21 protein-coding genes are annotated in these 18,594 nt (G+C 72.1%); 10 read left to right on the top strand and 11 right to left on the bottom strand.

Going from position 1 to position 18,594, the window contains the following annotated elements; all coding sequences use genetic code 11:
• Positions 1-443 precede the first annotated feature (443 nt).
• Positions 444-1,205, bottom strand: a complete 762-nt coding sequence (locus ABZ805_RS22765; protein WP_358443703.1) for an RNA methyltransferase — start codon at positions 1,203-1,205, stop codon at positions 444-446.
• 67 nt (positions 1,206-1,272) lie between these two features.
• On the opposite strand from ABZ805_RS22765, the gene ABZ805_RS22760 reads away from it, so the two are divergent.
• Positions 1,273-2,688 (top strand): wax ester/triacylglycerol synthase family O-acyltransferase, encoded by a 1,416-nt coding sequence (locus ABZ805_RS22760; RefSeq protein WP_358443701.1) that lies wholly within the window; start codon positions 1,273-1,275, stop codon positions 2,686-2,688.
• Complete coding sequence (locus ABZ805_RS22755; RefSeq protein WP_358443699.1) at positions 2,685-3,188, top strand: hypothetical protein; 504 nt, start codon at positions 2,685-2,687, stop codon at positions 3,186-3,188. The genes ABZ805_RS22760 and ABZ805_RS22755 overlap by 4 nt, the downstream gene beginning before the upstream one ends.
• Positions 3,189-3,231: 43 nt before the next feature.
• On the opposite strand, the gene ABZ805_RS22750 is transcribed toward ABZ805_RS22755, so the two are convergent.
• The 4 genes from ABZ805_RS22750 to aroA form a co-directional block, all read right to left on the bottom strand.
• Positions 3,232-4,062 (bottom strand): hypothetical protein, encoded by an 831-nt coding sequence (locus tag ABZ805_RS22750; RefSeq protein WP_358443697.1) that lies wholly within the window; start codon positions 4,060-4,062, stop codon positions 3,232-3,234.
• An 82-nt stretch (positions 4,063-4,144) separates the two neighbouring features.
• Complete coding sequence (locus ABZ805_RS22745) at positions 4,145-5,005, bottom strand: hypothetical protein (RefSeq protein ID WP_358443694.1); 861 nt, start codon at positions 5,003-5,005, stop codon at positions 4,145-4,147.
• 422 nt (positions 5,006-5,427) lie between these two features.
• The gene (rsgA, locus tag ABZ805_RS22740) at positions 5,428-6,435 is read right to left on the bottom strand and encodes a ribosome small subunit-dependent GTPase A (protein WP_358443692.1); all 1,008 of its coding nucleotides are present in this window, start codon (positions 6,433-6,435) and stop codon (positions 5,428-5,430) included.
• Positions 6,435-7,703, bottom strand: coding sequence for a 3-phosphoshikimate 1-carboxyvinyltransferase (gene aroA / locus ABZ805_RS22735; protein WP_358443689.1), 1,269 nt, complete (start codon positions 7,701-7,703; stop codon positions 6,435-6,437). Before aroA ends, rsgA begins: the two co-directional genes overlap by 1 nt.
• 141 nt (positions 7,704-7,844) lie before the next feature.
• On the opposite strand from aroA, the gene ABZ805_RS22730 reads away from it, so the two are divergent.
• The 3 genes from ABZ805_RS22730 to ABZ805_RS22720 are packed head-to-tail and all read left to right on the top strand — an operon-like array spanning position 7,845 to position 9,910.
• Positions 7,845-8,582: an SOS response-associated peptidase gene (locus ABZ805_RS22730; RefSeq protein WP_358443706.1), complete on the top strand. Its 738-nt coding sequence runs from the start codon at positions 7,845-7,847 to the stop codon at positions 8,580-8,582.
• A 6-nt stretch (positions 8,583-8,588) separates the two neighbouring features.
• On the top strand, positions 8,589-9,302 hold the full coding sequence (locus ABZ805_RS22725; protein WP_358443686.1) for an SOS response-associated peptidase: 714 nt from the start codon (positions 8,589-8,591) through the stop codon (positions 9,300-9,302).
• Positions 9,299-9,910, top strand: coding sequence for an alpha/beta family hydrolase (locus ABZ805_RS22720; protein WP_358443684.1), 612 nt, complete (start codon positions 9,299-9,301; stop codon positions 9,908-9,910). The genes ABZ805_RS22725 and ABZ805_RS22720 overlap by 4 nt, the downstream gene beginning before the upstream one ends.
• Positions 9,911-9,922: 12 nt before the next feature.
• On the opposite strand, the gene ybaK is transcribed toward ABZ805_RS22720, so the two are convergent.
• The gene (gene ybaK / locus ABZ805_RS22715) at positions 9,923-10,399 is read right to left on the bottom strand and encodes a Cys-tRNA(Pro) deacylase (RefSeq protein WP_358443681.1); all 477 of its coding nucleotides are present in this window, start codon (positions 10,397-10,399) and stop codon (positions 9,923-9,925) included.
• Between the two features lie 224 nt (positions 10,400-10,623).
• Here ybaK and ABZ805_RS22710 point away from each other — a divergent pair, with 224 nt between their 5' ends.
• The 3 genes from ABZ805_RS22710 to ABZ805_RS22700 all read left to right on the top strand — a co-directional run bounded on the left by ABZ805_RS22710 (position 10,624) and on the right by ABZ805_RS22700 (position 13,595).
• Positions 10,624-11,295, top strand: coding sequence for a sigma-70 family RNA polymerase sigma factor (locus ABZ805_RS22710; RefSeq protein ID WP_358443678.1), 672 nt, complete (start codon positions 10,624-10,626; stop codon positions 11,293-11,295).
• Positions 11,292-11,627 carry a mycothiol system anti-sigma-R factor gene (gene rsrA / locus ABZ805_RS22705; protein WP_358443675.1) on the top strand — a complete coding sequence of 112 codons (336 nt, stop codon included), beginning with the start codon at positions 11,292-11,294 and terminating at the stop codon, positions 11,625-11,627. The genes ABZ805_RS22710 and rsrA overlap by 4 nt, the downstream gene beginning before the upstream one ends.
• A 474-nt stretch (positions 11,628-12,101) precedes the next feature.
• The gene (locus tag ABZ805_RS22700) at positions 12,102-13,595 is read left to right on the top strand and encodes a histidine kinase N-terminal domain-containing protein (protein ID WP_358443673.1); all 1,494 of its coding nucleotides are present in this window, start codon (positions 12,102-12,104) and stop codon (positions 13,593-13,595) included.
• Positions 13,596-13,846: 251 nt separating this feature from the next.
• Here the strand turns inward: ABZ805_RS22700 and ABZ805_RS22695 are convergent, their stop codons facing one another.
• On the bottom strand, positions 13,847-14,104 hold the full coding sequence (locus tag ABZ805_RS22695) for a WhiB family transcriptional regulator (RefSeq protein ID WP_200073222.1): 258 nt from the start codon (positions 14,102-14,104) through the stop codon (positions 13,847-13,849).
• A 244-nt stretch (positions 14,105-14,348) separates the two neighbouring features.
• On the bottom strand, positions 14,349-15,272 hold the full coding sequence (locus tag ABZ805_RS22690) for a diacylglycerol kinase family protein (RefSeq protein WP_358443670.1): 924 nt from the start codon (positions 15,270-15,272) through the stop codon (positions 14,349-14,351).
• A gap of 544 nt (positions 15,273-15,816) precedes the next feature.
• Here ABZ805_RS22690 and ABZ805_RS22685 point away from each other — a divergent pair.
• Positions 15,817-16,224, top strand: coding sequence for a hypothetical protein (locus ABZ805_RS22685; RefSeq protein WP_358443668.1), 408 nt, complete (start codon positions 15,817-15,819; stop codon positions 16,222-16,224).
• Between the two features lie 205 nt (positions 16,225-16,429).
• Here ABZ805_RS22685 and ABZ805_RS22680 read toward each other — a convergent pair whose 3' ends face one another.
• The 3 genes from ABZ805_RS22680 to sodN all read right to left on the bottom strand — a co-directional run bounded on the left by ABZ805_RS22680 (position 16,430) and on the right by sodN (position 18,090).
• Positions 16,430-16,909, bottom strand: coding sequence for a GNAT family N-acetyltransferase (locus tag ABZ805_RS22680; protein ID WP_358443666.1), 480 nt, complete (start codon positions 16,907-16,909; stop codon positions 16,430-16,432).
• Positions 16,910-16,922: 13 nt separating this feature from the next.
• Entirely contained in the window at positions 16,923-17,519 is a 597-nt protein-coding gene (locus ABZ805_RS22675) for an acid phosphatase (protein WP_358443664.1), read from the bottom strand.
• A gap of 163 nt (positions 17,520-17,682) precedes the next feature.
• Entirely contained in the window at positions 17,683-18,090 is a 408-nt protein-coding gene (sodN, locus tag ABZ805_RS22670; protein WP_224960478.1) for a superoxide dismutase, Ni, read from the bottom strand.
• Between the two features lie 111 nt (positions 18,091-18,201).
• Between sodN and ABZ805_RS22665 the strand changes: the two genes are divergently transcribed.
• Complete coding sequence (locus ABZ805_RS22665) at positions 18,202-18,516, top strand: S24/S26 family peptidase (RefSeq protein WP_358443660.1); 315 nt, start codon at positions 18,202-18,204, stop codon at positions 18,514-18,516.
• Positions 18,517-18,594 lie beyond the last annotated feature (78 nt).

Here is an 18,594-nt window from a genome sequence, read left to right as displayed (position 1 = left end):
GATAGGGTGTGGGAGAGTAGGACACCGCCGACAATACTCATGAGGGGAACGCCCCGGAACCTGGTTCCGGGGCGTTCCTGCATTTCCAAGGCCTGATCGTTCCTCGGGCGGCACGGTGATGTGCCGGAACCGGCGGGGCGGTCGGGCCCTTTCGCATGCCCGCACCTCGCATGCCCGCACCTCGCATGCCCGGACCTTGCATGCCCGGACCTTGCATGCCGGTACCTGTGCGGGGCTGCTCGAGCCGGCACCGCTCAAACCCGGACTTCGCTCATGCCCGCACCACTCGACCCCGGACCGCCCACACCGGCACCACTCCAGAACGAACCAGGCCGCGCCGGCACCACGCACTCAGTACTAATAGCCGGCACCGAACACCGAGCAGGAAAAAGCCCCGGCACCGCAGCACCGGGGCTCCACCGAGCAGAACGCAGAGCCGCAGTTCAGCCCCCGCGCCGCCGCAGCAGCTCGAAGCAGAGGACGGCGGCGGCGCTGGCCACGTTCAACGACTCCACGCCGCCCCGCATGGGGATGGCGATCTGCTGCGCGATGCGGGTGCTCACCTCTTCGGAGAGGCCGGCGGTCTCGCTGCCGAGCACGAACGCCGCGCGCGAACCGAAGTCCGCTTCGTAGACGCTCTCCGCGCCGTCGGCCTCCAACGCGTACAGCGGATAGCCGGCGTCGGTGAGCATCTCCGCGGCGTCCCCGGCGGTCATGCAGCGCAGCACCGGCGCGTGGAAGGCGACGCCCGCGGAGGCCTTGATGACGAGCGGGTCCAGCCCGGCCACGCCGCGGTGCGGAACGATGATGCCGTCGATGCCCGCGGCCGTGGCGGTCCGCAGGATCATGCCGACGTTCGCGGGCGTGGTGAGCCCGTCCAGCAGCAGGACCTGGCGCGGCGCGGTGGCCGGGTCGTCGAGGGCGTCGACGAGAGGGCGCATCTTGCGGGCGACGACGTCGGCGAGCACGCCCTGGTCGTGCCGCCCGTTGCCGGCGAGGACCTTCACCCGGTGCGCGCTGGCGCGCTGCACCTTGACCGCGCGGTCGGCGGCGGCTTCCTTGATCTCGTTGATCGCGGGGCCGCCGATGCCTTCGGCGATGATCACCTTGTCGACGCGCAGGTCCAGGTCGGACAGCGCCTCCAGGACCGGTTTCCGGCCGTAGACGGTGACGAACCGATCTTTGGGTGAGGCAGTGCTGGTCACGAAGTCCAGTGTCACACGAGGCGACGCGACCGCTCTGAGCAGGCCGCTGGTGTGCCAGTATCGCGGCATGCCCGATCGCCTCTCCGCACTCGACGCCTCGTTCCTGTACCTGGAGGACCACACGACGCCGATGCACGTGGGCGGGGTGGCGGTGTTCCGCAGGCCGCGCAGCGGGTTCGAGTACGACAACGTGCTGTCGATGATCGACCGCAGGCTGGCGATGGTGCCGCGGTACCGGCAGAAGGTGCGGCAGCTGCCGGGGAAGCTGGCGCGCCCGGTGTGGGTGGACGACCAGGACTTCGACATCACCTACCACGTGCGCCGCTCGGCGTTGCCGAAACCGGGCAAGGACGAGCAGCTGCACGAGCTGGTGGCGCGGTTGATGTCCCGCAAGCTCGACCCGGAACGTCCGTTGTGGGAGCTGTACCTGGTGGAAGGCCTGTCCCGCAGCAGGGTCGCGGTGATCACGAAGACGCACCAGGCGATGGTGGACGGCATCGGCGCGCTCGACATCGGCCAAGTGATCTTCGACCGCTCGGTGCACCAGGGCGGGCCGGAAGCGGAGGACCTGTGGATGCCGCGGCCGGATCCGACCCCGGCGCAGCTGGTGCTGGAGGCGGTGACGGAGGCCGTGCAGCGCCCGGGCGAGATCGTGGAGAACGCGCGCTCGGCGGCCGGGGACGTGGCGGCGACGGTGCGGAAGGTGACCGGAGCGCTCGGCGGTCTCGCGACGGCGGTGCGCGCCGCGGCGGTGCCCGCGCCGGGCGGTCCGCTGAACGGGCCCACGTCGACGCAGCGCCGCTTCGCGGTCGCCCGGGCGAAGCTGGACGATTTCCGCGCGGTCCGGCAGTCGCACGGGGGCACGGTGAACGACGTGGTCCTCGCGGTCGTGGCGGGCGCGTTGCGGAACTGGCTGCTGTCCCGGGGCGAGGTGGTGTCGGGTTCGACGACGCTGCGCGCGATGGTGCCGGTGTCGGTGCGCGGTGCGGAGTCCGGCGGTGCGGACGAGGTCTCCGGGGCGGACGGGAACCGGGTGGCGGCCTACCTGGTGGACCTGCCGGTGGGTGAGCCGAGCCCGGTGCTGCGGCTGCACCACATCAGCCACGCGCTGCGGGCGCACGCCGAGTCGGGCCGGTCGGTGGCGGCGGAGGCGCTGGTGGGGGTGTCCGGATTCGCACCGCCGACGCTGCACGCGCTGGGCGCGCGGGTCGCCAACGGGTTCTCGGACCGGCTGTTCAACGTGCTGGTGACGAACGTGCCGGGGCCGCAGGTACCGCTGTACGCGGCGGGCGCGAAGATGACGGAGATGTTCCCGGTGGTGCCGCTGGCGAAGAACCAGTCGCTGGCGATCGGGGTGACCTCCTACGACGGAGGGGTGTACTTCGGCTTGAACGGGGACCGGGACGCCATGTCCGATGTGGACGTGCTGGCGGCCATGATCGGGGAGTCAGTGGAAGAGATGATCGGGACGGTCGACGGATGAGGGTTTACCTGCCCGCCACGGTGCGCATGACGCGCGGCCTGGTGGAGGACCAGCAGATCCAGCCGCTCAGCGGCACCGGTTTCGCGTTGACGCCCGCGCTGCGGGAGTCGTACGCGGCGGGGGACACCGAGGAGCTGGAGTACGCCGCGATGCGCGAAGCCGCACGGGCCTCGCTGCGGCTGATCGCGAGCGAGCTCGCGGAGGACGAGAAGGCGGACCTGCGCCGGGTGGTGATCTCCGCCGATGTCGAGGACGTGACGCTGCGCCCGGACCTGGACCACGCGGTGGTGCGGCTGTCCGGTCCGGTGCCGTGGAAGAAGATCGCCGCCGTGCACGTGGACTCGCCGGAGGCGGAGGACGCGGTGCGCGCCGCGTCCGACGTGATCGACTCGGCGGATCTGGGGGACCCGGACGCGGAGTTCGTGCTGGGCGAGGCCGAGGACCACGAGTTGTCCTGGTACGCGCCGCAGGAGGTCCCGTTCCTGCTGGAACTGATGTGACCCGGACGGCCGGGGCGCGCGTGGCGTCCCGGCCGGTCGTGGTTCACGGGCCTTGCGGCAGGCCCGGCATCTCGAACTCGCGGATCTGGGATGCGTCCGGCTTCGCGACGCTGACCGACTTCCCCCAGTCGGAGTAGGTGAGGGTGGTGGTCGATTCGTCGACCTGCTGGCCCGCGATGTTCATCGGGGGCGTGGTCTGCTCGACCTTGAGCGGGCGGCCCTCGTCGTCGGCCCACACGGTCTGCTTGAGCTCGGTGACACCGGCCTTGAGCAGCATCTCGTAGCTCTGCTTGAGGATGCCGTCGGCCGAGCCGATGACGTCGTTGATGTCGGTGACGACCTCGTACTTGGTGGCCTGCGTCCCGTCGACGGCGTCGGGCCCGACCTTGGTGAACTGGGAGCCTTCGGGCAGCAGCTTGCGGAAGTCGGCGGCCTCCGACAGCGCCGCGGACTGCGCGCCGCCGACGGCGGCCCCGGGGCCGTCCTGGGAGATGTGCGCCCACGGCTTGCCCGGGTCGCCGCTCATCGCGTTCAGCTGCGGGTTCTTCATGTACGTCTCGCCGTCGACGACGATGATCTCGCCGGTGGTACCGGTGCAGCTCATCGCGGACTGGGTGGCGTCGACGTCGCAGTCGGTCTGGAGGCCACCGGCGCTGCCGAGCGTGGCGTTCAGCTTCAGCTTGTACGACTGGTTGTCGTCCATGGCCTGGGTGGCGCCGGCGACCAGCGAGGCGAGGTCGCTGTAGGCCCCGCCCTGCTGGGCCCCGGAGTCGCTGGAACCGGCCTCCGAACCGGCCTGGTTCTGCCCGAGGGCACATCCCCCCAAGGTCGCGGTCAACGCGACGGTGCACACTGCGATGCTCGTGCGGCGCACGGAACTTCCTTCCGCTGATCAATATCGGCGATCGGAAGCTAGCAGCGCGCTTCACCCGTTGTGGGCGGTTCGGGAAAGTTCGTCAGCGCGGCGGTTGTGCTCCCGGCGGTGGCCCGTCCGGGAAGGCGCCGATCTGGTCCGCCGGTGGCGCGGTGATCTCCACGGGCGCGCCCCAGTCGCGGTAGGTGGAGGTCAACGACACCTGCCCGGCCTGCGCGACCTGTTCGGTGGCGGCGAACCGCGCGGGGAGTCCGTCGTCGTCGAGCCACAGCTCGTAGCCGATCTCGGCGCGCCCGGCCTCGGCCGCCTTCCGCAGCCGGGCCCGCTGCCGCTCGTCCGGTGCGGTGGCGGCGCCCTGGGCGGTGAGCACCCGCAGGCTGTAGCGGGTGGCAGGGGTGCCGTCGACCTGGTCCGGAGCGCTCGACTGGATCTTGGTGGCGGCGGCGACGCCGCCGAACGTGGCGCGCGGATCGGTGGCGTCCTGCACCTGGGCGAGGGCCGGGGACAGCAGCATCGCGGCGAAGTCGGTGCCGTCGGCGGCGAGCCGCAGCCACGGCTTGCCCGGTTCCGCTTGCAGCAGCGGTGATTTCAGGTAGCCGACGCCGTCGACCACGGCCAGTTCCACCGGTTGCGGTGGCTGGGCCGCGGGCCGGGTGGTGCCGCGGAGCGCCACGTCGGCGTGGTCGGGGGCGTAGCGGACCGCGCCGTCGCCGTGCAGTTCGCCGACGAACCCGAGGTCGCCGCGCACGTCGCTGCGCACGCTGCCCTGCTCGTCGATGCGGTTCAGCACGTCGGTGAGCAGTGGTTCTGCGGAGGCGCGCGGATCGGGTCGGGCGGCGGCGGGCTTGGAGGGCTGTGGTGCGGGGGAGGGGGCGCAGCTCACCGCGGTGAGGGCGCCGAGCAGTGCGGTGGTCAGCGCGGTGGCGGGGTGGACTCGGGGCATGGTCGAGCTCCTCGTCGGGGGACGACGGCCGCGTTCGACGCTAGCAACGCGATGCGACGCGCACAGGTGCCGTTCGAGTCGTCGAGGTTTCCGCGGGCTGTCGGCTTTCCCCGGGATTCCCGTTCGGCCGCAACGGTTTCCACCGACCAGGTGACCCGATCCGAGCACCGCGAGCACCACCCACCCGAGTGCGCCCGACCTGCACCCCCGACTCCAGCACCGTCCCGTCCTGTCAGCGGCGCAGCCGCTGAGCTGACGACCACCAAAGACACCGGCACCGCCGCGGGTTCTCAGCGTTCTCCTCGCGAGGACAGCGATTTCTCCTGTGGCGGAGGCACCTGTGAAATCGATCCCGCGGCGAGGGAACCGCTGAGGTTCCGCCACCCACCCCCACTCGCAGCAGAAGCGGACGAGACAAGAAGTCAGGCTTCGTCGCGGCCTGCGCGGGAGCGCAGCAGCCGCCGCAGCGAGCCCAGCTGTTCGGCGCGGCCCGAGCCGGAAGCGGCGTAGGTGTCGAGGTGGCACTCGGGGTCCTCGCCGCCGCCGAGGTGGCCGCAGTTCGACGGGCATTCCTCGGCGGCTTCGGCGAATCCGGTGAACGCGCTGATCAGATCGTCGGCGGTGACGTGCGCGAGCCCGAACGAGCGGATGCCGGGGGTGTCGACGACCCAGCCCCCGGCGGGCAGCGGCAGGGCCACCGCGGAGGTCGAGGTGTGCCTGCCCTTGCCGACACCGCTGACCTCGCCGGTGGCGCGTTCGGCGTGCGGCACCAGCGTGTTCACCAGCGTGGACTTGCCGACGCCGGAGTGCCCGACCAGGGCGCACACCCGGCCGTCGAGCTGGGTGGACAGGTTCTCGTGCAGCTCGTGCATGTTGGTGACGACGATCGGCAGCGGCAGCGCCGAGTAGGTGGCCAGCACCTCGTCGGGCGTGGCCAGGTCGGATTTGGTCAGGCACAGCACGGGGGTGAGCCCGCCCGCGTAGGCGGCGACCAGGCAGCGGTCGATCAGCCCGGTCCGCGGCGGCGGGTCGGCGAGCGAGGCGACGATGATGAGCCGCTGCGCGTTGGCGACCACGATCCGCTCGTACGGGTCGGTGTCGTCGGCGGTGCGGCGCAGCACGCTGCTGCGGTCGGCGACCCGCACGATCCGGGCGAGCGTGTCGGCGCGTCCCGAGGTGTCCCCGACGAGCTCCACCTGGTCGCCGACGACGACCGGGGTGCGGCCCAGTTCGCGGGCGCGCATCGAGGTGACCAGCCGGTCCGGGTCGCCTTCGAGCGCGCAGGTCCACCGGCCGCGGTCCACGGCCACGACCATCGCGTGGGCGGCGTCGGCGTGCTCCGGGCGGCGCTTGCTGCGCGGCCGGGTGCCGCGTCCGGGGCGCACCCGCACATCGGATTCGTCCAGGTCTCGCCAGCCGCGGCGGCCCATCAGGCCACCGGCTCCAGCATCGCCGCCCACATCCCCGGGAAGTCGGGGATGGTCTTGCGGGTGGTGGCGACGTCCTCCACTTCAACGTCGGGGACGCGCAGGCCGAGGATGGCGCCCGCGGTGGCCATCCGGTGGTCGGCGTAGGTGTGCCAGGTGCCGCCGTGCAGCGGGCGGGGCCGGATCAGCAGGCCGTCGGTGGTCTGCTCGACGTCCCCGCCGAGGCCGGTGATCTCCCGTTCCAGCGCGGCGAGCCGGTCGGTCTCGTGCCCGCGCAGGTGCGCGATGCCGTGCAGCCGCGACGGGCCGTCGGCGAGTGCGGCGAGCGCGGCGACGGTGGGGGCGAGCTCGCCGACCTCGTGCAGGTCGACGTCCACCGGCCGCAGCCGGTCGGGGCCGGTGGCGGTGAGCCCGTCCGCGTGCAGCGCGACCTCGGCGCCCATCGAGGTGAGGATGTCCCGGAACGCGTCGCCCGCCTGCGTCGTCGTCGCGGGCCAGCCCGGCACGGTGACCTCGCCGGCGGTGGCCGCGGCGGCCGCGAGGAACGGGGTGGCGTTGGACAGGTCCGGTTCGACGGCCAGGTCCAGCGCCCGGATCGGGCCGGGGGAGACCTGCCAGGTGTCGCGGCGCTGGTCGTCGACCTCGACGCCCGCGTCCCGCAGCATCGCCACGGTCATGTCGATGTGCGGCAGCGACGGCACCGGCGGCCCGTCGTGCACCACGGTCACGCCCTGCTCGAACCGGGGCGCGGACAGCAGCAGCCCGGAGACGAATTGGGAGGACGCGGAGGCGTCGATGGTGACCCGCCCGCCGGGCAGCGACCCGGTGCCGCGCAGTTCGAACGGCAGCGACGCGCCGGTGATGTCGGCGCCGAGCTCGCGCAGCGCGTCGAGCACCGTGTCCAGCGGCCGGTTCCGCGCGTGCGGGTCGCCGTCGAAGGACACCGGTCCTTCGGCGAGCGCGGCGAGCGGCGGCAGGAACCGCATCACGGTCCCGGCGAGGCCGCAGTCCACGCTGGCGGGGGCGCGCAGCTCGCCCGGTTCGACCAGCCACGCGCCGTCGGCGCCGTCCCGCACGCCGGTGCCGAGGGAGCGCAGCGCCGCCGCCATCAGCTCGGTGTCCCTGCTGCGCAACGGCCCGCGCAGCGTGGACGGCCCGTCGGCGAGCGCGGCGAGCACCAACGCGCGGTTGGTGATCGACTTGGAGCCGGGGACGGGGACCGTCGCGCGGACCGGGCCTGCGGCGACCGGTGCGGGCCAGAGCTGCGTCATGCCCCCATGATCCCGCATTCGTCCCTGCTCAACCGTACGGGGCCGGACCCGAGGAGTTCGACGTCGTCGGTGGGTGCTGCGACGATGGGCCCGGGCGCGGCGCGAGCCCCGTCCGGCGGCGACGGTGGAGGTGACCAGGACGTGTGCGGCAGGTACGCCTCCACGAAGGACCCGGCGGCGCTGGCGGCCGAGTTCGCCGCCGACGACCGGATCGGTGGTTCCGGCGGCGCCGACTACAACGTGGCGCCCACCAAGCAGGTGCCGGCCGTGGTGGCGCGGCACCGCGAGGGCGAGCCGGAGCGCAGGCTGCGGACGATGCGCTGGGGACTGGTGCCGAAGTGGGCGAAGGACCCGAAGATCGGCAACCGCATGATCAACGCGAAGGCGGAGACGGTCACCGCGAAGCCCGCGTTCCGCGCCGCCGCGAAGTACCGGCGCTGCCTGCTGCCCGCCGACGGCTGGTACGAGTGGAAGCGCGACGGCGACCGCAAGCAGCCCTACTTCATGACCTCCCCGGACGGGGCGAGCTTGGCGCTGGCCGGGCTGTGGGAGACCTGGCACGACCCGGCCGCGCCGGAGGACGCCCCGCCGCTGGTGACCTGCTCGGTGCTGACCACCACGGCCATCGGCGCGCTCGCCGAGGTGCACGACCGGATGCCGCTGGTGCTGCCCGCGGACGCGTGGGAGGACTGGCTCGACCCCGAGCGGCACGACGCGTCCGGGCTGCTCGAACCCTCGCCGGACCTGGTGGCGGCGTTGGAGCTGCGGCCGGTGTCCTCGGCGGTGAACGACGTGCGGCACAACGGCGCCGAGCTCATCGCCCCGCAGGCCGACCCGGACCCGGCGGTAGCGTTGGATCATGCTCGGGACGCGGGGTGAGTGCTGATGTGCGGTCGCTACGCGGTGCGGCGCGACCCGGCGGCGCTGGCCGCCGAGTTCGACGCCGTGGACCGCTCGGAAGGGCTGCTCGGCCCGGACTACAACGTCACGCCCACCAAGACGGTGCCGATCGTGGTGCGCCGCGGCGCCGAGCGCAGCGTGCGGCCGGTGCGCTGGGGCCTCGTGCCGACCTGGGCGAAGGACCCGGCCGGCGGCCCGCCGATGATCAACGCGCGGGCTGAGACGATCACCGGCAAGCCCGCCTACGCCGAATCCGCGGCCCGCCGCCGCTGCCTGATGCCTGCGACCGGCTGGTACGAGTGGCGGCCGGGGGACGGGCGGAAGCAGCCGTACCTGTGCGCGCACCGCGGCGGGGACAGCCTCGCGATGGCCGCGGTGTTCTCCGCGTGGTGGTCGCCGCAGAACACCTCGGCGCCCCTGGTGACCTGCGCCGTCGTCACCACTGGCGCGGTCGGCGAGCTGGCGGGGGTGCACCACCGGATGCCGCTGGTGCTGCCCGCGGACAAGTGGGACGACTGGCTGGACCCGGAGCGCATCGATCCGCGACCGCTGCTCGACCCGGACCCGCGGCTGCTCGCCGAGCTGGACCTGACCACGGTGTCCACCGAGGTGAACAACATGCGCAACAACCACCCGGGCCTGCTGGAACCGGCCGAGCCGGTGCCCGCGCCCGCCGAACAGGGGGCGCTGTTCGAATGACCAGAGTGCAGATCGACACCCCGCACGGGCCTGCCGCGGCCGAACTGCACTGCGCCGAGCAGGGCCGGGCGGCGCTCGTGCTCGGGCACGGCGCGGGCGGTGGCATCGCCGCGCCGGACCTGGTGGCCGCGACCCGCGCCGCCACCGACGCCGGTGTGCACGTGGCGCTGGTCGAGCAGCCCTACCGGGTGGCGGGCCGGAAGGCGCCCGCGCCCGCGAAGCAGCTCGACGCTGCGTGGCTGGCCGTCGCCGAAGACCTGGGGGAGCGCTGGTTCCCGGACCTGCCGTTGCTGTTCGGGGGCCGCTCGTCCGGGGCGCGGGTGGCGTGCCGCACCGCCGAGGCGGGTGCCGCGTCCGCGGTGCTGTGCCTGGCATTCCCGCTGCACCCGCCGGGCAAGCCGGAGAAGTCGCGGGCGGCGGAGCTCGCCGCCGTCGACGTTCCGGTGCTGGTGGTGCAGGGCGAGCGGGACGCGTTCGGCAGGCCCGAGCCCGCGCACCGGCGCGACGTGGTGCTCGTCGCGGGCGACCACTCGTTGAAGGCCGACGTGGACGCCGTGTTCCGCGCCGTCGACGAGTGGCTCACCCGGGTCCTGCGGCCGCTCGACTGAGCAGGCCCGCCGTCACCCGGCGATGTCGGCGACCTGCGCGCCCAGCAGCCGGACCAGGTCGGCCGCGGCGAGCTCGATCTCCAGGCCGCGCCGTCCGGCGCTGCAGAAGATCGTGTCGAACGCCTCCGCGGAGGAGTCGACCACCACCGGCAGCCGCTTCTTCTGCCCGAGCGGGGAGATGCCGCCCGCCACGTAACCGGTGGCGCGTTCGGCGGCCGCCATGTCGGCGAGCTTCGCCTTCTTCCCGCCGCGCGCCGCGGCCAGCGCCTTGAGGTCGAGCTGGCCGGTCACCGGCACCACCCCGACGGCCAGCGCCCCGTCGACCTCGGCGACCAGCGTCTTGAACACCTGCTCCGGTGGTCGTCCCAGCGCATCGGCCGCTTCCGCGCCGAAGGACTCCGCGCGGGGGTCGTGCTCGTACGCGTGCACCCGGTGCTCGATCCGATGCCGGTCCAGCAGTGCGGTCGCCGGTGTTCCCCTGCCTGCCATGCGGTCGACCTTAGGGCAGGAATACCCGCCGTCCGCACCGCGTTGCACCGGCCGTGACGGAGTTGACGAACACGTGCTTACTCGAACGGCAGCGGGACCTGCCCGAGAGCTCTGGTGCAGGTGAGCGGGGCATCGGACGGGTATCCTCGAAGTGGGTCCATGCGCAGGACGGCATGGGTTCGTCGCCAGCAGCCACCTCGTCCTGGCGGCGGGAAAGGAACCCGGTGGTCAACACCCCGGAGCAACCCGGCACGGCGGAGACCGCCGACGGCACCGCCGCGGCGGCCGAGCCCGAGCAGGTCGAGGAGACCGATCAGCAGCGCATGGCCCGCTTCGAGCGGGACGCGATGCCGCTGCTCGACCAGCTCTACGGCGCCGCGCTGCGGATGACGCGCAACGCGCCGGACGCCGAGGACCTCGTGCAGGAGACGTACCTGAAGGCCTACTCGGCGTTCAAGTCGTTCAAGCAGGGCACGAACCTGAAGGCGTGGCTGTACCGCATCCTCACCAACACCTACATCAACGGTTACCGCAAGCGGCAGCGGCAGCCGCAGCAGCAGCCGACGGACGAGATCGCCGACTGGCAGCTCGCCCAGGCCGAGAACCACACCTCCACCGGGCTGCGCTCGGCCGAAGTGGAGGCGTTGGACCGGCTGCCGGACTCCGACGTGAAGAACGCGCTGCAGCAGTTGGCGGAGGAGTTCCGCATGGTCGTCTACTTGGCCGATGTGGAAGGCTTCGCCTACAAGGAGATCGCCGAGATCATGGGGACGCCCATCGGTACGGTGATGTCGCGGCTGCACCGCGGTCGTCGGCAGCTGCGCGACATGCTGACCGACGTGGCGCGCGACCGCGGCTTTCTCAGGGAGAAAAAGCAGGAGGTGAGCACCTCGTGACCTGCGAACATGACGAGGCGTCCTGCGAGGACGTGCTCGCCGAGGTGTGGCTGTTCCTGGACAACGAGTGCAACAAGGACCGGCGCGCGGCGCTGCAGGAGCACTTGGACGAGTGCGGGAGCTGCCTGGAGCACTACGGCCTGGAGGAGCACCTCAAGGAGCTGCTGCACCGCAAGTGCGGCGGCGAGCACGCCCCCTCGGACCTGCGGGAGCGGTTGCGCAGCTCGATCCGCGAGACGGTGCTGCGGCAGGCGGACGTGACGGTCGAGCGCGGGCCGGACGGCACCTCGGTCGAGGTGCGGGCCAAGAAGCGGACCTCCGCGCCCGAGTAGCCGCACCGCGACCGGCCCGCCGCGAGACGCATCGGCCGTGAGACGCATCGGCCGTGAGACGCAGAAGAGCCCCGGACCACACCGGTCCGGGGCTCTCGCATGCGTGCGGCGCGCGGAGCGCACCGTCACGTCAGCTGCCGTTGGGGCGCTTGCCGTGGTTGGCCTTGTTCTTGCGCCGGTCCTTCTTCTTGCGGGAACGCTTTCCCATGACCCCTCCCTCACGTCGTCCCGCGCTCCGGCCGGGCCGGCCGTGGGCGGGGTTTGGTTCCTTGCGGAGTTCTGGCTGTCCAGTCTCGCACGTGCGCCACCCGGGCCCGTGGGGTGGCCCGGCGCGTGGTTTCCTTGACGAAACCCGTCGTGGAGGGGAACTCGTGCTCGAAGGGGTTCGCGCCGAGCCGGTGGTCGCGGCCGCCGGGGGCGGTGCCGTGCGGGCGATCCCCTCGGCGGTCGCCGAGTTCGGACCGAAGGAGCGCCTTGTCGACGCTGAGTGACCTGCTGGCCGAGCACACCGGGTTGTCCGGGGCCGCCGCCGACCACCTCCAGCTGGTCGTCGCGGAGTGGCAGCTGCTGTCGGACCTGTCGTTCGCCGATTTCCTGCTGTGGGTCCCGATCGGCCCGGAAGGTGCCACTGAGGACCGGTTCCTGTGCGTGGCGCAGGCCCGGCCGACGACGGCGCCGACCGCGCACCCGGAGGACGTGGTCTCCACCGAGGTGACCCCGGAGGAGCACCCGCAGCTGCGGCGCGCCGCGCTGGAGGGTCGGATCTGCCGGGAGGAGGACCCGCGCTGGCACCTGGGCGTGCCGGTGCGCCGCGAGACGATCCCGGTGAAGCTGGAGCAGGAGATCGTCGCGGTGCTGAGCCGGGACACGAACTTGGCGGTGCCGCGGGTGCCGAGCCCGCTGGAGATCTCCTACCTCGGCAGTGCCGCCGACCTGTGCCAGATGATCGCCGACGGCACGTTCCCCACCCCGGAGCCCGCGCCGGACGTGCACACCAGTCCGCGCGTCGGCGATGGCCTGGTCCGGGTGGACGCGTCCGGCACGGTCGTGTTCGCCAGTCCGAACGCGCTGTCGGCGTACCACCGGATGGGGCACGCCGCGGATCTCGTCGGGGTGCAGCTGGCGCCGCTGACCCGGTCGTTGCTGTCCGATCCGTTCGACGCCGACGAGGTGGCGCAGCGGGTGCGCCGCGCGGTGTCCGGTGAGCCGAGCATGCGCATGGAGGCGGAGGCGAAGGGCGCGACGGTGCTGTTCCGCGCGTTGCCGCTGCAGCCGCGCGGCCAGGTCGCGGGCGCGTTGGTGCTGGTCCGGGACGTGACCGAGGTGAAGCGCCGGGACCGGGCGTTGATGTCGAAGGACGCCACGATCCGCGAGATCCACCACCGGGTGAAGAACAACCTGCAGACCGTGGCGGCGCTGCTGCGGCTCCAGTCGCGGCGGACCGGCAACTCGGAGGCGCGGCTGGCGCTGGACGAATCGGTGCGGCGGGTCACCTCGATCGCGCTGGTGCACGAGACGCTGTCGATGTCGGTGGACGAGCGCGTCGACCTGGACGACGTCGTGGACCGGGTGATCCCGATGATGAGCGATGTCGCGGTGGCCGAGACCGGGGTGAAGGTGAGCCGGGAAGGCCGGTTCGGGGTGGTGTCGGCCGAGTTGGCCACGCCGCTGGTGATGGTGCTGACCGAACTGGTGCAGAACGCGTTCGAGCACGCGTTCCCGGAAGGCACCGGCGGGGAGGTCGTGGTGCAGGCGGAGCGTTCGGCGCGCTGGCTCGACGTCGTCATCTCGGATGACGGTCAGGGACTGCCGAAGGGCTTCTCCCTGGAGCGCGCCGAACGTCTCGGCCTGCAGATCGTGCGAACCCTCGTCGAGTCTGAACTGCGGGGTTCGTTGAGCTTGCGCGGTCGGGGCCGACAGCGGGGAACGGAAGCGGTGTTGCGGGTTCCGTTGAAGTACCGCCGCTGAGCGCCTGACGCCGCAAGCGCGTCGATGAGGTCGGTGAGCCCGATTGCGGGGTGGCTCACCTGGGGTCGGTCCGCTCGGTCAGTGCGCCTTGGGGGTGGCCGCTGACCGGCATCGACGCTGATCGACCCCGGTTCTCGTCGGGGATGTGCAGTTTTCTTCGCGACCGCCGTGTCGGGTCGCCCGGGGGGTTTGCGCGGGGTCGGCCGGGATGCCCACCGGCCGACCCACTACGCTGCGAGCAGGTCCGCTGCTCAGGCGTTGGTGCGAGCCGCCCGAGTCCGCGAGCTGCGACGCTTGAGGGCACGCCGCTCGTCCTCGCTCATACCGCCCCAGACACCGGCGTCCTGACCGCTCTCCAGTGCCCACGCCAGGCACTCGGAGGCAACCGGGCAACGCCGGCACACGGCTTTCGCCTCGGCGATCTGCAGCAGCGCAGGACCGCTGTTCCCAACGGGGAAGAACAGCTCCGGGTCCTCGTCACGGCAAACCGCATCGTGGCGCCAGTCCATGATTCCTTGCTCCTCGCTAGGCGCGCACGTGACGCGCCGGTAGTTCGTTCGGGGTGTTTGTGAATGCTTTCACGGAGTCCGTGTGCTTGTGAATGCTTTCACGAACTGCCGTGATGTCAAGAGTTCGATCTCGTGCCGTGAGCCAACTCACCTGAAAGATCGATGTCTCGTGACCAGGGGTTTCGAATGATCGCTGGTCAGGGGCGGGGCCGTCGATCAGCGATCGGGCTCCGTTACGAGAAGGTTATACAGCGACCCGCAGGGCGTCCGGCACGGACACGAACTCGATGACCGAACGCTCGCCGAGGTTGTCGCCGTCGACCTGCAGACGCAACGGCTCCTGACAGGCTACGTGGATGTGCCCGACATCGGCACGCCGAAGCGCGTTTCTTCCGTGTGGTTTCGCACTACCGCGGAGCATCTGCGCGATGTAGCGCAACACAACGTAAGCGTTCATGTCGCGCAGTGAGAACACGCCGAGTCCGGTGTCGAACGTGGTGTCCGGATTCATCCGCATCGGCCGCGATCCCAGGTAGGTCCACGGGTCGGTGTTGGCCACGAACGCGGTGTGCAGCCCGGTGACCGGCTCCTCGTCGCCGACCTGCACGGTGATCATCGGTTCTCGCCGTGACATGCGGAAGTAGCAGTTCAGCGCGGTGCGGGCGTAGAGGGCGGGGGTGACGTCGCGGCCGTGGCCGCGCAGCTGGTCGACCTCGGCGACCACGTCGGCGTCCCAGCCGACGCCCGCGTTGAAGGTGAACCAGCGGTCGTTGGCCCTGCCGAGCCCGACCAGCCTGCTGCTGTCGGTGGCGATGGCCTGCAACAACCGGTGCGTCGCCTCGATCGGGTCCTTCGGCAGGCCCAGGGCCCGCGCGAACACGTTCGCCGAACCGCCCGGCACGACGCCGAGGGTGGGCCGCCCGTGCTCCGGGCTCGGATCGGCGAGCAGTCCGTTGACGACCTCGTTGACCGTGCCGTCCCCGCCGTGCGCGATGACCAGGTCCACGCCTTCGGCGGCCGCGGCTCGGGCGACCTCGCCTGCGTGGCCCCGGTACCGGGTCTGGGCGACCTCGAGCTTCACGACGTCGGCCAAGGCGTGGGCCACCACGTCCCGCCCGGCGGCGGTGGTCGAGGTCGCCTGCGGATTGACGACGAGCACGGCGCGCACGACCTGCAGCTTAGGGGAGGCGTTCCCGCGGCTTCGCGGGGTGCGGCCCGTCGGTCAGGTTCGGCTCGATCGAGTCGCTGCTCCTCTCCCGGTCGGCGACGTGGGACGGAGCGGGACGCTGCGGTCCCGGTCGACTCGACCGGCGGCGGGCTGAGACACCTCGCGGGCCGGGCGCGTCGCGCCTGCTCCGCCTAGTGGTGCGCCCGCGCGGGCACGGTCGTCGACCATCGGTACCGGTTCGGCGTGGGCGCACAACCCCGGAGCGCGCCCGCGCCGCTGACCGGATCGGGCAGGTCGTCGCGCTGCTCGGTGGGACACCCCGTTGCCCACGACCACCGCTGCTGCCATGGCACGATCTTCGCGCTCGCACCCGGCCCGAGCCATGCGGCGTTCGGGCGGTATTACCCTGGAAAGCGCATACGCAGAGTCACGATCAGTGGTAGGGGCCGGTGTTCGGCTCCCCCGGGTCGAGTGTGACCTGCACCGCATTCCGTCGAGTCCGAAAGGCGATGCCGCCGTGCCGCCCTCCGCTCCTCCGCGCACCGTGCGCATCGCCGCCGTCCTCACCATCGCCGAAGCGGTGGCGGGACTCGCCTTCGTCGTCGCGCTGCTGGTGCGCACCGGCGCCCCCGACCTCGGCGGGGTGAACACGCTGGACCGCACCGACACGTTCGCCGAAGCCGGGTACTTCGGCATCATCTCGCTGGCCGTGCTCGCCGCGGGCGTCGGCATGTGGCAGGGCAGGCACTGGGCGCGCACGCCCGCGCTGCTGCTGCAGCTGATCCTGCTGGGCATCGCCTGGTACGCGATCGGGCCGTCGAAGCAGCCGCTGATCGGGTTCGCGATCGCGGTGCCCGCGGTGGCGGTGCTGTGGCTGATGTTCAACCGGCAGGGCCGGGTGTGGTCGCTGTACGGGCGGCCGCTCAACGGCGGTGGCTCCGGCGAGAGCTGATCGACCCCGGCCCGGCCTGCTCGCGGCCGCGCTCCGGGCGCTGAGCCCGCCGGAGCGCGGCGAGCGGGCCGCCGCTGGAGCCTTCGCGTGCGCGGGACGTGCCGCGCGGCGCACGGCGGCGCTGAACGCCTCGACGGAACGGTGATCGGAACCGCTGGATCGGGTGTCACCCGCCGGTGTCCCGCGCGGGATGGCAGGCCTCGCGTCAGGCGCCGAACTCGCGCAGCTCGTCGCCGGTGAGGCGGTGCACCGTCCACTCGTCCATGCCGCGCGCGCCGACCGACTCGTAGAACTCGATGGCCGGGGTGTTCCAGTCCAGCACCCACCACTCCAGCCGGGCGTAGCCGCGCGCCACGCACTCCTGCGCGAGCGTGCGCAGCAGTGCCTTGCCGAGGCCCGAACCGCGCCGCTCGGGCAGCACGAACAGGTCCTCCAGGTAGATGCCGTGGCGGCCTTCCCAGGTGGAGAAGTTCAGGAACCACAGGGCGAAGCCCACCACCTCGCCGTCCACCTCGGCGACGTGCCCGAACAGCGCCGGGTCCGCCCCGAACAGCGCGCGGTGCAGGTCGGGCTCGGTGAGGTGGCACTCCTCGGCCGCCTTCTCGTACTCGGCGAGCGCGTGCACCAGCGACACCACCGCGGGGACGTCGGACTCGATCACCCGGCGGATGACGTGCTGCGACATTGCTGTTCCTTCGCTATCGGACCGGAGCGGGCACGTTGGAGCGTTCGAGCTGGGGGACGCCGCGCTCGTGCCCGAGCACGGTGATCCCGGCCGGGTCGAGGGCGAACCGAACGCCCTCGGTGACCGGCAGGCCGAGCCAGCGGGCGATCAGCGCCCGGCTGAAGTGCCCGTGCCCGGCGAGCAGCACGTCCCCGGCGGGCGCGGTCGCGATGCGGTCGAGCAGCGCGTCGGCGCGGGCGGTGACGTCGGCGGCGGATTCGCCGCCGGGGCAGGGGTGCGTCCACACCGTCCACTCCGGAACCTCCCGGCGGATCTCCGGGGTGGTGCGTCCCTCGTAGTCGCCGTAGTCCCACTCGGCCAGCAGCGGTTCGACCTCGGGGGTGAGCCCGGCGAGCTCGGCGGTGCGCCGCGCGCGGCCGCGCGGGCTGGCGAACGCGGTCAGCGGTGCCTCGCCGCGCAGATCGGCGAGGGTGCGGCCGGCGGCGACGGCGAGCTGCTCGCCGCGCGTGGTGAGCGGGACGTCGGTGCGCCCGGTGTGCTTGCCGCTGCTGGACCACTCCGTCTCGCCGTGCCGCAGCAGGAAGACCTTGCGCTCTCCGGATTCCGCCACGCGACGCAGTTTAGGCGGCTGGACGTCCGCCGCCCGCCGCGACACCGCGCTCGGGGCGCTCGGATGCGGGAGCGGTGCCGGACGCGAGAACGACCCCCGGACGCGAGAACGGCGCCGCCGCGCGGTGTTGCCGCTGCGGTGGCGCCGTTCCGGCGAAGCGAGCTCAGCCCTGCTTGGTCTCCCAGAAGATCTTCTCGATCTCCGCGATGTAGTCCAGCAGCTCCTGGCCCTTGGCCGGGTCCATCGAACCCTTGGTGCCGGTCGCCCCAGCGGCCTTGGTGGCCTTGTTGACCAGCTCGTGCAGCTGCGGGTACTTCTCGAAGTGCGGCGGCTTGAAGTAGTCAGTCCACAGCACCCACAGGTGGTGCTTGACGAGCTCGGAGCGCTGCTCGGCGATGATGATCGCGCGAGTGCGGAACTCGAAGTCCTCGTTGTTCTGGTACTTCTCCTGCACGGCCTTGACGGACTCAGCCTCGATCCGCGCCTGTGCCGGGTCGTAGACCCCGCACGGCAGGTCGCAGTGCGCGGTGGCTTCCAGGCGCGGGCTGAGGATACGGGACAGTAGACCCATCATTCCTCCCTGACAGTGAATGCTCCGACGTGCGTGACCCTACTCGCGACGATCTCGTGCGTCTTCCCGGAGGGACCGCTGCGGGGGTGCTCTCGACCGGAGGTGGGACGGGTGTCCGGGCTGGATCGGTGGCGGTGGCGCCGGGTGCTGGTGCGCGGGGCGTCGATGGTGCCCGCGCTGCGCGACGGGGACGTGGTGGTGGTGCGGACGCGCGCGACCGCCCGAGCGGGTGATGTGGTGCTGGTGCGATGGGCGTCGCGACCTGCGCAGCTGTCGGTGAAGCGGGCGGTGCGCCGGGAGGGCGCCGGGTGGCACGTGGTGGGGGACAACGCGTTCGGTTCGACGGATTCGCGGGAGCTGGGGCCTGCGGCGGTGCTCGGCGTGGTGGCGTGGCGGCTGTGGCCGAAGCCACGGCGCATCCGCTGAAGTGATACCTGTTCACGTTGTTTGCATCGTTTACGTGAACAGGGTTCACAACTGTGCGTGCGCGTTGCACCATCCAGC

Origin of the sequence: Saccharopolyspora sp. NPDC047091 (assembly GCF_040643635.1) — a bacterium.
Lineage (GTDB): Bacteria > Actinomycetota > Actinomycetes > Mycobacteriales > Pseudonocardiaceae > Saccharopolyspora_C.
This window is presented reverse-complemented; position numbering and strand designations above follow the sequence as displayed.

What these genes read in the sequence shown, in the direction of transcription:
- ABZ805_RS22760 (WP_358443701.1), top strand. Translation starts at nt 1,273, where the DNA reads ATGCCCGATCGCCTCTCCGCACTCGACGCCTCGTTCCTGTACCTGGAG.
- ABZ805_RS22755 (WP_358443699.1), top strand. Translation starts at nt 2,685, where the DNA reads ATGAGGGTTTACCTGCCCGCCACGGTGCGCATGACGCGCGGCCTGGTG.
- ABZ805_RS22745 (WP_358443694.1), bottom strand. Translation starts at nt 5,005, where the DNA reads ATGCCCCGAGTCCACCCCGCCACCGCGCTGACCACCGCACTGCTCGGC.
- rsgA (WP_358443692.1), bottom strand. Translation starts at nt 6,435, where the DNA reads ATGGGCCGCCGCGGCTGGCGAGACCTGGACGAATCCGATGTGCGGGTG.
- aroA (WP_358443689.1), bottom strand. Translation starts at nt 7,703, where the DNA reads ATGACGCAGCTCTGGCCCGCACCGGTCGCCGCAGGCCCGGTCCGCGCG.
- ABZ805_RS22725 (WP_358443686.1), top strand. Translation starts at nt 8,589, where the DNA reads ATGTGCGGTCGCTACGCGGTGCGGCGCGACCCGGCGGCGCTGGCCGCC.
- ABZ805_RS22720 (WP_358443684.1), top strand. Translation starts at nt 9,299, where the DNA reads ATGACCAGAGTGCAGATCGACACCCCGCACGGGCCTGCCGCGGCCGAA.
- ybaK (WP_358443681.1), bottom strand. Translation starts at nt 10,399, where the DNA reads ATGGCAGGCAGGGGAACACCGGCGACCGCACTGCTGGACCGGCATCGG.
- ABZ805_RS22695 (WP_200073222.1), bottom strand. Translation starts at nt 14,104, where the DNA reads ATGGACTGGCGCCACGATGCGGTTTGCCGTGACGAGGACCCGGAGCTG.
- ABZ805_RS22680 (WP_358443666.1), bottom strand. Translation starts at nt 16,909, where the DNA reads ATGTCGCAGCACGTCATCCGCCGGGTGATCGAGTCCGACGTCCCCGCG.
- sodN (WP_224960478.1), bottom strand. Translation starts at nt 18,090, where the DNA reads ATGGGTCTACTGTCCCGTATCCTCAGCCCGCGCCTGGAAGCCACCGCG.